We start from the raw sequence: 11,790 nt of genomic DNA, 5'->3' as shown, positions 1-11,790 counted from the left end.
CACCACTCTATGGGGCACTACTGAGCGCCTCGACGATCTCCCGCACGCTATCGACGAGATCATCGATCTGCGAAGCCGCTTGTCTGATGATCTCGACAATGGCGTTCACCTGGATGTACGTGCCGATCCAGGGGATCTTCTTGACGGCGAACTTCAATGCCTGGGTGGTGTTCTCGAGTGAGACTTCCGCTTCCAGCATCGTGGCGAGTCGCTGAACCCCGCTGATAGCCGCCTGTCTGACCTTGTCGGAGGTGAAGAAACACATCTCTTTCGCTACTCGGCCTACCGGGCCTTCCCACTCCATAGCTGCTGCCTGGCGTTCGGCGTGTTCGGTGAAGCTTTGAGCCGCGGCGCCGTCCCAATGCGGATCGAGTTGTTCATAGCCGGCGCGGACGTTGGAACCGCACGTCTCCATACCTTCGGCTGCGATGCGGTATGCGTCGCCGATACGCTTCAGTTCGTTCCAGTTTCCCGTCAATGGCTCCACGAACTGCAGGAGCGGACTCCATCCCGTTGCAGCGTGAATCGCGTCGTCTAGATCTCCGAGCCAACCTGCTGCGTCCGCGATGACTTGCCGAATATCCTCGGCTCCTACTTCGGACAGCGGAAGGTCTACTTCCTCTGCCTTCCGGTAAGTCACCGGGTCGAGGAACGGAGCTGCGGGGCCGGGCGCTGGGGTGTACGAGTCGTAGTGGGCGTCGATCAGCTCTTCGAACAATATGTTCGCGTTGAGAGCGTCATATGTTTGGGCCTCTTGGTCTGCGTACATCCACGCAACTCGGTTGAGCTCCACACCGGTCGACCGAGTAACCGCCGCCAAGCCGCCGTACCGGGAAGACATGAAGTCCGCGGTCGCTGCCAGAGGGGCGCTCAATAGTGCAAGTACACCTGCGCCCAATCCTTGCTGAACACTGCATTCCGCACGTATGTAGTCGGTGGAGGCCGAGGCGTCGTCGGCAATGTCATCGAATAACACAGCGACTCCGGCTACTTCTTCGGGAGCTGCCTTGAATGTTTCGCCCATGACACTTTCTGTCTTCTTGATGCGCTTCGTTAGGTGGGTCGAAGCGTCGAAATGATGGCGTCTGCAACCCCGCCGTCGTATGCGCCATCGATATCCTGGTGGACTTCGACCATCAACACCATGGTTTCTGCGGTGGCGTAACCTGGCGTCGCCACGACGTCGAAGCGGGCCGAGCCTGGTTCGCACGAACTGATTCGCGGGATATCGGTAACGAGGGCTGAGACGCGGACCGCGGGCAGCCCTGCGACTTCGAACCACACGGGGTCGGTGTACTCGACCGTCGGCAATGTTCCGGCATTGTCGTCGAAAATCCACTCGACGGAGCGGACCTCTTGTTGCGCTACCGATTCGAGGTCCAGGTCACGCGAACCTGCCGCGCCGGAGATCGCAAGCCAGCCCCCGTCTTCCTCCGGGCAATAACCGTAACCGAAGAACCCGACAGCTCCATAACTGGCCTTGTCGTTCTCGTTGGACCATCCGGCGATAGAACGGTAGTCGTTGGTCCAGTCCGCCGGAATATCGTATGTAAGACCGTATCTCGTGCTGATCGGTTGCGGCGCACCTGGAGCGGCGGTCATCTGAGGCGGTGGGCGCAGCATCGAGGGGAACCCCTCCGGCAATGGCGGGGGAGAGGTTCGTGGACCCACCGGTGCCGATGGCGCGGAGGTAGTCGGCACCAAAGTCGGAACCGAGGGGACGTCATGGCCGACAATCGAGGACACCCGCGGTAGCAGCAGGATTGCTGCTAACCCTCCTGCAATAGGCAGTACAGTGCGCAACAGAAACGACTTCACGTGCCCCCTCCCGACTGGATCTCGACCCCCTCGAGATCAGCGCGGAGACTCTAACAGGTGCCGCGGTTCGTCTCGTCGAGTGCACTCGACGAGAGCTCCATCGACTGGGATCTGCACAGTGCTGCGGTGTCAATGAGTCCAAAAGTCGATCAACACGGTCGGAGCGTTGCGATGATGTCGTCGGCGACGTCGACGTCGTACGCGCCTTCGTTGACTTGCACCATCAACACCATGGTCTGCGCCGTCGCATAGCCCGGGGTGGCAACGATGTCGAACCGGGCGGCGTCGGGTTCGCAACCGCTGACCTGCGGAATATCAGTGATACGGGCGGAAATTCGAACGGCGGGGCGGTCAGCGATCTCGAACCATACGGGGGCGGCGTACTCGACTGTCGGCCGCGTGCCGGCGTTGTCGTCGAAGATCCACTCGACGTCTCGGATCCTCTCGGTAGCTACGGTTTCGAGGTCGATACCTCGCGAGCCCGCCACGCCGGACATCGCCAGCCAGCCTCCGTCCTTTTCGGGACAGGACCCGTAGCCGAACGAACCGACGCTGCCGTAGACGGCATGACCTTCCTCACCGGACCATCCGGAGCTAGCGCCGTGGTCGTTCTTCCAGTCCCGCCGGAATCTCATAGGTGAGGCCGTATCTGGTGTCGATCGGTTGCGGTTGCCCTGGCTCGACGTCGATCTTCGGTGGGGGAAACAACATGGAGGGAAAACCCTCCGGAAGGGGAGGTCGCGTGGTCTGCGGTGTGGAAGGGCCCGGTGCCGCGACGGTGGTCGGCACCAAGGTAGATACGGACGGGACTTCGGGACCGAGAAACGAGGACACCCGAGGAAGTAGCAACAGTGCTGTTATCCCGCCGATTATCGGCAGTACCTTACGCAGCAGAAACGACTTCACGCGCCCCCCTTCGGCTTGATCTCGACCCCCTCGAGACCAGCGCGGAGACTGTAACAGGTGTCCCCAATGGACTCGTCGAGCGCGGTGCGTGGCCGCACGTTGCCGCCCGTGGATTTCGCAGGTCGGTCGAGGTGGTGCTCGCCTTGGTAAGTTGCTTACGTCGGCCGGAGTGTCCCAATGATCTCGTCTGCGACACCGACATCGTATGCGCCGTCGATGCCTTCGTGTATCTCGACCATCAGCACCATGGTTTCCGCACTGGCGTATCCAGGTGTCGCAACAATGTCGAATAAGGCGGCTTCGGGGTCACACTCGCTGACCTGCGGGATGTCCGTGACGTGGGCGGAGAGTCGGACGGCCGGACGGCCGGCCACTTCGAACCACACAGGTTCGGCGTACTCGACCGTCGGTAGTGTGCCCGCGTCGTCATCGAAGATCCACTCGACAGCTCGAATCTCCTTCGACGCGACCGCGAGAAGGTCGAGGTCCCGTGAACCTGCGGCACCCGATATCGCCAGTTGAGCGCCGTCGTTCTCCGAGCAGTAACCTTCGCCGAAATGCCCGATTGCCCCGAAGCTCGCCCGGTCGTCCTCGTTCGACCACCCGGCGATAGAGCGGTAGTCGTTGGTCCAGTCCGCCGGAATATCGTATGCGAGACCGTATCTGGTGCTGATCGGTTGCGGACCGCCCGGCGCGGCGGTCATTTGAGGCGGTGGACGCAACATGGAGGGGAACCCCTCCGGCAATGGCGGGGGAAGGGTTCGTGGGCTCGTTTGTGTGGATGGAGCGGATGTCGTCGGTACCAAGGTCGGTACCGATGGAATCTCGGGACCCAGGAGCGCGGACACCCGAGGAAATAGCAGCAGCGCCGTTATCCCGCCGATTATCGGCAGCACTTTACGCAGCAGAAGCGACTTCACATGCCCCCTTCGAGTTGATCTCGACCCCCTCGAGACCAGCGCGGCGACTGTAACAGGCGCAACTTGACGCGCTGAACCGAGGCTCGTTCGCGCTACACGCGAGGCGAGCCTCGGTTCAGAGCGCGAGAGTTAAAGGACGCAAACGATCCCACGTCTGTCGAGCCGTCACCAGTGGATGGCGGCCACCGAATCCAGTGGCTCGGCGATCGTCTCCACCGCGACCTGCAGATCCGCATCACGCATGGCCTGCGGGAACCGCAGCCGGGCGCGTTGTTCGATCTCGGCCGGCGGAACGTGGAAGACCCGGAACTTGTCGAGGTCGAGCACCTCGAGCTGGTCGAGGTTCTCGGCACTGACACTCGTGTGCCCGACGCTCACACCCGGGACGATCGGATCCAGTCGCGTCTTCCGGGGCGGCGTCGCTGCTTCCGGGGCGCGATGGAATGCGGGTTCGTACGACCGCTCGATCACATCGGTCGGGACCTTCACACCGTTCACGGTGATGCTCTCGGGAAGCGGGGAGGCCCCCAGTGCTTCGAGAGCTTCGGGCTCCGATACCTTCTCATTCACTGTGAACTGCAGGGCGAGCTCGCCGGTGGGTTCGCCGTCCACATGCTCGTATCCAACGCCGACGGACGAGACGTTCGGATCATCGAGGTAGTCGGCGCCCTTGGTGCGGATGAACTTCCGCAGAGCGACGGTGAGGTCGTCCTTCTCGGGGTGGGGTGTGCGATTCGTCGGCCAGGGAGAGTGCAGCGGCCTCGGCTTCGTCCAACAGCCGCCACTGTCCGGGTTGCGTACTCATTCTCGGGACTCCGAAGCGCGGTAGTGGTGTACTCGAATTCGAGATGACCCATCACCCGATTTGTGGGGAATGAACCCCGCTGAGCGGGTCGAATCCACCGAGGATCGTCGAAGGAGTGACCGCATGCGTCCGACCGGCATCACCACGAATATCAACGTTCCGGATATCGGGGAAGCGCGGAGCTTCTACGCGGACTATCTGGGGCTGAGCGTCGAAGAGATGAATCTCGGATGGGTCGCGCGGTTCACCACTCCCGACGGTCGTGCCGTCGTCCAGTTGGTCAGCGGTGACGAATCGGCTCCCGTGGACTCGGCGATCTCCGTCCATGTCGGCGACGAGGTGGAAGCCGCCTACGAGGAGGCGCAGCGTCGCGGGTTCGAGATCGTGTATCCGCTGACGATGGAACCGTGGGGAGTGCGGCGGTTCTTCGTTCGCGCACCGGACGGCACGGTCGTCAACGTCGTCAGCCACTCCGACGACACGCGGTAGGGGGACGAGGACGCCGTTCCGATCCGGTGTTCTCGACGGCGTATATGACGGTCGAGAACACCAGATCTTCCGGCTCGTCGCGCCATCGCGTGCGGAGGCGAGGAAGTACCCAGTCCTGAAGCACCTCGGCATACATCTGGTGCATCGTCTGAGACGGACACTGATGTGTGGGTTCGACCCGGATAGCGAGGCTGAGTCCACGCGGATCAGCTCAGGCCGAGGTCGATGGCGGCGAGTCCGGCCTGTGTGCGGTTGTGGACGTCGAGCTTCGTGTACACGTGCTCGACGTGATTGCGCGTCGTCTTGTGTGCGATACCCAGCTCGTCGGCGATCTGCCGGTTCGAATAACCCAGAGCGACGAGCCTGAGGATCTCCACCTCGCGACCCGTCAGTCCCGCAGGCCAGGGCGCGCGTCGCTTCGTCGGGTGCCCCGCCGCGAGCAGCACGGCCTCGACCGCTTCCGTGTCGAACCGGCCTGCTTGTGCGTCGCGGCACATCCGGGCGGCCGTGGCCTCGGCCGTCAGAGCTCTACGGTGCGGTCTAGCTTCTCGTAGCCGCTGGTAGGTTTCCGCCGCGGCGAGGATCCGCGCCGTCACGCCCAGGTCGGCGGCCCGGAGTCCGCCGGGATATCCGGAGCCGTCGAGTCGCTCGCGGTGCGTCACAGCGACGGCGACGACGGCCTCCAGCCCACCGACGCGGCTGAGGATCCGTCCGGTCAGATACGGATACAAGCGGACCCGCTCCCATTCCGCGGTGGTGAGCGGGCCGACCTTCTCCCAGATCTGGTTGGGCACACCCATCCGCCCCAGTCCGTGCACGAGACCCGCGCGGTAGAGGAGTTCGACCTCCGCGACCGGGAGTCCGCGATGCCGGCCCGCGGCCGCCGCCAGATCCGCCACGCGTCTCGAATGCCCCAACAGGTAAGGACATTTCAGGTCGACGAAATCCGCCATCGCGCGCAGCATCTCGTCCAGTTCGGGTCTGCTCACGATGTAGTCGTGATCGGACGCCTGGGCGAGCGCCGCCGACCATGCGTCCTGTTCGAGCACACCCGCCGTGATCGCGTCGACGTCGTCGACGAACACCTGCGCCACGCGCGGGCCGAACTGGGTGCCGCTTCGCGCACGAGCGACAGCGACCGCCTGCGCGGACCCACCGAGACGGACGTACACCTCGGCGACGTCGGCCACCTGCACGATCTGCATCTCGACAGGAATCTCGTCACCGCGAACGCCAGAAGGTAGCCCCGCGCCGTCCCAGCGCTCGAAGGTGAAGGTCAACATCCCGCTCACCCGAGGGTCCAGCCCGACGCGATCGGAGAGCACGCTCGCGGACCCGCAGTGGGACCGGATGAGATCGGACACCTGCCGGCGCGCGGTGAACAGGAAGGCCGTGGCGTGGAGGAAACGCTCCGCGTACGGCAGTCCCCGCCCGCTGTGCCCCATCAGCATGCGGAAGAAGGGGAGTCCCGTCATGTCCACCGCGTAGGTATCGGCGCGGAACGCGATGTCGTCGCCGAACATCCGTGCCAGTTCGTGGGAGTCTGCGTGGCATCCGATCCAGGCCACCAGGTTGGCGTAGAAGACGACGTCCCGCTGGTCGGCGCTCAGTCCCATCCGGTCGGCGATGCGCGTGGCGATCACTGCCGAGCGCAGCATGTGTTCCATCGGCTGCCCGAGACCCAGATCGATGGCGAGGGACAGCGCGGCGACCAGTTCCGCTCGTCGCGGACCGTCACCCGTGGACGTCATGGACTCAGTGTCCTCGCACGATGCTCGGTCCGAAAGATGAGGCAGCGGCCTCATGACGTGCGGAGGTGGTCAGCCCAGGATCGAAGTACCCGCAATCGAGGAGGACGACATGACCATCACCCCGCACGCAGCCGCCCAGCAGTCCTGCGAACTGCCCCGGGTTTCCGGGGAGCGTTTCGCCGGCTACGCCGTGATCGGCGCGCCGTTCGCGAGCGGCCACTATCTCGCGCTGCGCAGATTCCCGACCAACAGCATCGGCGACGGCTTCACATCCGTGTGGCACCGCGACCCGGACGGCACATGGACGGTGTACAGCGACGTGCCCGCCGAACTGAGCTGCCCGCGCTATCTCGGTCGCGCGCTGAGCCGGACCGAGCAGACCGACGTGCGCGCCGAGTGGACCGGCCCCGCCGACCTGCACGTGACCGTCGGTACCGAACTGGAGTGGGACCTCCGGATGACCACCTCGCCGGCGACCACCGTCATGAACGCGGCGGGCAGTCTGATGCCCGACGCACTCTGGCACAGTCCGACGGTGCTGGCCGCGATGGGACGCGTCGCCGGACCGGTGCTCGGCGCCGGCCGGATGCGGCTCGATGGGCACCTGCCGAACGGGCAGTGGTTCCGGGCCAACCCGCGGCAACTGTGGGCCGCGCACACCGAGCGTGCCGTCGTCCGTGGAGTGGATCTCGGACCGGAAGGTCCACTGACCCACCAGGACCGCTTCGGCGACTTCCGGCTCCCGCAGCGCGGCCTGTTCGCGACGGTGCAGGTCTGGCTCGAACCGTACGACGCCCGGCGCCACCACCCGGCACGTCCCGACACGGTGTATGCGGACGGCGAGTGATCGGTGGGTGTTCCCGGCGGTAACAGCCTCTGGGGCAGAAGTGCCGCAAGGTTTCGTTCGAAAGTCGAGGCAACTCTTGCGCAAATGACACACAATGGATTTCGGTAACGAGTCGTCAAGTGGGAAAGGCAATTCAAGGTCAATTCACCCGCCCGCTCCGGTCTGGCTGACACTTGCGGGAGGCCTGGCGTTTTCGGGATGCGCGATGATCGAAGCAGTCTTGGGAATCCATGCGAGAGACTACGAGCCCGTCGAGGTTCGATCCGTCCCGCCCACACGGACGGACGACGACGCAGGGGGCGGCGTAGAACTCGGAAGACTGCTTGCCGTAGCGACTTTGACGCCTGCGCAGGCCGCGCTGCTCGTCACCGATACGGTCGATCAACTCGAACTCGCGCACACCCGGGGCCACCATCCGATCCGCCTCCGAGGTGACGCCGTGATGGTGTCCGAGGATGGTCAGCTCACCATCGACTGCGTCAAGAACGCGGGCTCCTGGGACGAGGTGCGCGACACGACGGCCGGACTTCTTCGCCGAATCGTGACGAACTGCCGCAACGAAGCGCTCGAGGAGAGGGTGAACGCGGCGATCGCCGAGTCGTCGGATCTCGTCGGCCTGGCGAGACGCGTTCGTTATGCTGCCGCAACCGAATTCGACGAAACCGAGGTAGGAAGGAAACGATCGCAGATCGCCGCGCTCGTCGCGGTGGTGAAGGGACATGCTCGTCCGGTGGACGGTACGGCGGAACGGGCAGACGTGCCGCGCGTGACGGAAGAGAGGACCTTCGTCCCGAATCGACGTCGCCCGCCGGCCGGGACGGTGTGGCATCGCAAGAAGCGACGGCTGCCGCGACGCCGGACGGTCATCGCGCTGGTCGCGATCATCGCGCTCGTCGGGCTGGCGTGGGTAGCTCCCGCAGCGTGGTCGGAGCTGAATCGGGGCTGGCACACCCTTCTCGACCCGGTGGACTCGTCGATGGACGACCGGATCGATCCGGTCTCACCACCGCCGCCGGTGCCCGAAGCGGCACCAGAGGCGGGCGTGCCGGGTCCCGTCGACACCGGTCTTCCCGCGAACGCCGGACCGATCACGCAGGTCGCCGCGAGCTTCGCGAACGGTCCGTGCGAGCCGGGACGATCGTGCACCGTCCGCGTCGACGTCGGGCTCGACCCCGCCGCGAATATCGGTGCGGTCACGTGGAATCTGACCGTCTACGACCGATGTACGGGCGTGACACTGCCGGGCGGGACGATCACCCTGCCGGTGCCGGCGGGAAGCCCGGAGGCCTACGGCATCGGAAGCGTCGACATGCCACCCGGGTCGGCACTCGCCGTCGCCGCGGTCACCACCGTTCCTGCAGCGGCCGCGTCCGAGCCGGTGTACGTTCCCACCGAGAATGCCGCCTGTGTGCCCGGGGGCTCTCGTGACGGCGGATAGGCACCCATCCGATCCCTGGCTCGTCGCGGCGTCCGTCGCTCTGGTCGCTCTCGGCATGCTCAACATGATCTCGACGGGCATGTCGTCGCTCGCAGTGCGTCACGCCGTGCTCGCCGCCGTGGGGCTCGGTGCGATGTGGATGACCTCGCGCATGCGGATCGCCGCTCTGAGCCGTTTCGGGTGGGCGCTGTTCGCCGCCTCGGTGGTCCTGCTCGCGGCGGTGCCGCTGGTGGGTATCGCGACCAAGGGCGCTCAACGCTGGCTCGATCTCGGCGTGTTCACCCTGCAGCCCTCCGAGATCGCCAAGCTCGCGCTGGTCATGGTTCCCGCCGCAATACTGGCCGGTGGGTACACGCTCGGCAGGTTCGTCGGTGTCCTGATCGTGTCGGCGGTGCCGATCGCCCTGGTAGCGCTGCAACCCGACCTTTCGACCGCCGTGGTGCTCGTGGCGACCGTGCTGCTCATGCTGATCCTGGCGAGAGTCCCATTGCGGTCGCTGTTCCCGCTGTTCGCGCTCGGGCTCGCGTCGCTGCCGATGGCCGTGTTGTTCCTGCGTCCGTACCAGCTCGAGCGGATCCACGTCTTCCTGTCGAACGACGCCGACCCGCAGGGATCGGGTTGGGCGGCGTGGCAAGCGGACATCGCGATCGGCAGTGCGGGGTGGTGGGGTCTCGGGCGCGAACCGGACTACGATCTGCGGGCGCAATATCTCCCCGAGTCGGAACACGACCTGGCCTTCGCGAGTCTCGTGTACGGGTGGGGCCTGGTGGCCGGCATCGCCGTCGTGGCGGCCGTCGTGATCATCGTGTGGCGTTCCGTGGTCGCCGCCCGCGTCGCACGCACTCGGGAGGCGGCACTCGTCGCAGCGGGCATCGGCGGTGTGTTCGGGCTGCATACCGTGGTGTCGGTGGCCCAGAGCCTGTCGCTGTTGCCGCACACCGGCATGCCGATCCCGATCTTCAGCTACGGAGGCACCGCCTCGATCATCGGGTTCGTCTCGATCGGCTTGGTGCTCGCGGTGCGCCGCGACGGCGTGACCCGGCCGCTGTGGGTGACCGAACCCAAGAAGCGCCGTCTGCCGCGCGGAGTGTCGGTGGGTGCGCTGACGCTGACGGCCTCGCTCGCCGCGATGTCGGTCTTCGCGTGGCAGATGCAGACCGCGCACGGCACCGAGTTCCGCGCGACGAGCGACACGCAGATGCTCCGCTGCATCCGTCTGCCCGCCGAGCGTGGTCAGATCCTCGACCGGACCGGCGTTCCCGTCGCGACGAACGTCGCCGAGTACACCGTCGCGGTGGTCGCCCGGATGTTCGCCGAAGGTGCCCCGTCGGCGCGCTACGAACTCGCCGCCCTGCTCGGCATGCCCCCCGAGAAGCTCGACGAGGAACTGCGGAGCAGTACCAGCGGAGACATCCAGGTCGTGCTCGGACGCGTCGGGCCCGAACAGGCCCGGGCGATCGTGGACGCTCGGCTGCCCTGGGTGCTCGTCTACCCGACGGGCCGCAGACAGTACCCGCACGGGGAGATGCTGGCGTCGCTCCTCGGATACGTCGGGATCGCGGACGAGCAGGACATGGAACTCTGGCCGACCCTCGCGCTCGGATCACGGGTCGGCAAGGCCGGGCTCGAGCGGCAGTACGACGCGTTGCTGCGCGGCGTCGACGGCAAGCAGTGCGTCTACGTCGATCCGTCAGGACGTCCGGTGGGCACGGGGGAGCGGGTGGATCCGATCCGCGGCCACGACCTGCGGTTGCATCTCGATGTCGGCATGCAGCGGGCCGCGACCGACGCGCTCGCCCAGACGGTGCGCACCAGCGGAGGCGACCTCGGCGCCGCGGTCGTGATGGACGCCCGCACCGGCGCGGTGCTGGCGCTGGCCAGCGTTCCCGGCTACGACAACAACGTCTACGGACCCCCGGCCGACCTCGCCGCGATCGCGGCGCAGACCGCGGCATCGGGTCCGGGCCGCATGCTCAACCATGCGGTGCAGACGGCAGCGCCACCGGGGTCGACGTTCAAGATCGTCACAGCGTCGACGAACGCGGCGTTCGACGTGCTGTCCCCGGATGCCTTCCTGGCGGGCGGCGCGGCCTACACCTACGGCGGTCACACCTTCGCCAATTGGCAGCCGATGGGCCCGAACAACCTGCTCGGGGCGATCCAGTGGTCCGACAACGTCTACTTCTACCAACTGGCCGACCTTCTCGGCCCCTACCGCATCGCGCAGATCGCTTCCGAGCTCGGCGCGGGTGCCCCCTCGGGGATCGATCTGCCGGCCGAGTCCGCAGGCTTCCTCGGTACCCCGGACAACGTCGAGAGCATCGGAGGTGCCTGGTATCCGGGTTCGACCCTGCTCATGGGTATCGGCCAGGGCACCGTCACGGCCACGCCGATCCAGGTCGCGCGGTGGACGGCGGGTATCGCGTCGGGTCAGATGGTGACCCCGAAGCTCGCTGCCGCCTACGGACCCGGCGACGCGGTCCCGATTCCCACCGAGCAACCTCGGCCGTTGTCGTTCGCCGACAAACTCGAACCGGTGCGCGCCGGCATGCGGGCGTCGGCCTCGGCCGGCACTGCTGGTCAGCTCGCGAGCCTGCCGGTCACGGCCGCCGCCAAGACCGGCACGGCAGAGGATCCCTCGGCACCGGGCAAGGGGCTCAACGCCTGGTTCTCCGCGGTCGTGCCCGCCGAGTCGCCGGAGGTCGTGGTGACAGCGCTGGTGCGCGGTGGCGGTTTCGGATCGGCCACCTCGGGACCGGTCGTCAAGGGTCTGCTCGAGCGTTACCTCGCGCAGCTCCGGACGCCGAATCCCTGAC

General features: G+C 66.0%; 10 protein-coding genes. 4 read left to right on the top strand and 6 right to left on the bottom strand.

All coding sequences use genetic code 11. The features are described from left to right. Positions 1–7: 7 nt before the first annotated feature. From A5767_RS00630 to A5767_RS23515, 5 genes are all read right to left on the bottom strand, one after another. On the bottom strand, positions 8–1,024 hold the full coding sequence (locus A5767_RS00630) for a hypothetical protein (RefSeq protein WP_197483171.1): 1,017 nt from the start codon (positions 1,022–1,024) through the stop codon (positions 8–10). A 29-nt stretch (positions 1,025–1,053) separates the two neighbouring features. Further along, positions 1,054–1,623: a hypothetical protein gene (locus A5767_RS00625; protein WP_082937551.1), complete on the bottom strand. Its 570-nt coding sequence runs from the start codon at positions 1,621–1,623 to the stop codon at positions 1,054–1,056. A gap of 344 nt (positions 1,624–1,967) precedes the next feature. Further along, on the bottom strand, positions 1,968–2,453 hold the full coding sequence (locus A5767_RS00620) for a hypothetical protein (RefSeq protein ID WP_231913078.1): 486 nt from the start codon (positions 2,451–2,453) through the stop codon (positions 1,968–1,970). Positions 2,454–2,879: 426 nt separating this feature from the next. Then, entirely contained in the window at positions 2,880–3,428 is a 549-nt protein-coding gene (locus A5767_RS00615; protein ID WP_156665101.1) for a hypothetical protein, read from the bottom strand. Between the two features lie 381 nt (positions 3,429–3,809). After that, a complete protein-coding gene (locus A5767_RS23515; RefSeq protein WP_064851387.1) occupies positions 3,810–4,256 on the bottom strand; it encodes a hypothetical protein in 447 nt (148 codons plus the stop codon). Positions 4,257–4,572: 316 nt separating this feature from the next. Between A5767_RS23515 and A5767_RS00605 the strand changes: the two genes are divergently transcribed. Continuing rightward, positions 4,573–4,938, top strand: a complete 366-nt coding sequence (locus A5767_RS00605) for a VOC family protein (protein ID WP_064061388.1) — start codon at positions 4,573–4,575, stop codon at positions 4,936–4,938. Positions 4,939–5,144: 206 nt separating this feature from the next. Here the strand turns inward: A5767_RS00605 and A5767_RS00600 are convergent, their stop codons facing one another. After that, positions 5,145–6,689 carry an HD domain-containing phosphohydrolase gene (locus tag A5767_RS00600; RefSeq protein WP_064851386.1) on the bottom strand — a complete coding sequence of 515 codons (1,545 nt, stop codon included), beginning with the start codon at positions 6,687–6,689 and terminating at the stop codon, positions 5,145–5,147. Positions 6,690–6,798: 109 nt separating this feature from the next. Here A5767_RS00600 and A5767_RS00595 point away from each other — a divergent pair, with 109 nt between their 5' ends. The 3 genes from A5767_RS00595 to A5767_RS00585 all read left to right on the top strand — a co-directional run bounded on the left by A5767_RS00595 (position 6,799) and on the right by A5767_RS00585 (position 11,789). Next, positions 6,799–7,536, top strand: coding sequence for a hypothetical protein (locus A5767_RS00595; protein ID WP_231913077.1), 738 nt, complete (start codon positions 6,799–6,801; stop codon positions 7,534–7,536). Between the two features lie 337 nt (positions 7,537–7,873). Continuing rightward, entirely contained in the window at positions 7,874–8,974 is a 1,101-nt protein-coding gene (locus A5767_RS00590) for a hypothetical protein (protein ID WP_064851384.1), read from the top strand. Then, complete coding sequence (locus A5767_RS00585) at positions 8,961–11,789, top strand: FtsW/RodA/SpoVE family cell cycle protein (RefSeq protein WP_064851383.1); 2,829 nt, start codon at positions 8,961–8,963, stop codon at positions 11,787–11,789. The genes A5767_RS00590 and A5767_RS00585 overlap by 14 nt, the downstream gene beginning before the upstream one ends. Position 11,790 lies beyond the last annotated feature (1 nt).

This window comes from Rhodococcus sp. 852002-51564_SCH6189132-a (assembly GCF_001665495.1).
Lineage (GTDB): Bacteria > Actinomycetota > Actinomycetes > Mycobacteriales > Mycobacteriaceae > Rhodococcus > Rhodococcus pyridinivorans.
Note: the sequence above shows the minus strand (reverse complement) of the source record. Positions and strands in the feature narration are given on the sequence as shown.

Bases quoted from the DNA above. Each gene is read 5' to 3' on its own strand.
- A5767_RS00620 (WP_231913078.1), bottom strand. From the start codon at position 2,453: ATGAGATTCCGGCGGGACTGGAAGAACGACCACGGCGCTAGCTCCGGA.
- A5767_RS00625 (WP_082937551.1), bottom strand. From the start codon at position 1,623: ATGCTGCGCCCACCGCCTCAGATGACCGCCGCTCCAGGTGCGCCGCAA.
- A5767_RS00605 (WP_064061388.1), top strand. From the start codon at position 4,573: ATGCGTCCGACCGGCATCACCACGAATATCAACGTTCCGGATATCGGG.
- A5767_RS00595 (WP_231913077.1), top strand. From the start codon at position 6,799: ATGACCATCACCCCGCACGCAGCCGCCCAGCAGTCCTGCGAACTGCCC.
- A5767_RS00630 (WP_197483171.1), bottom strand. From the start codon at position 1,024: ATGGGCGAAACATTCAAGGCAGCTCCCGAAGAAGTAGCCGGAGTCGCT.
- A5767_RS00615 (WP_156665101.1), bottom strand. From the start codon at position 3,428: ATGACCGCCGCGCCGGGCGGTCCGCAACCGATCAGCACCAGATACGGT.
- A5767_RS00600 (WP_064851386.1), bottom strand. From the start codon at position 6,689: ATGACGTCCACGGGTGACGGTCCGCGACGAGCGGAACTGGTCGCCGCG.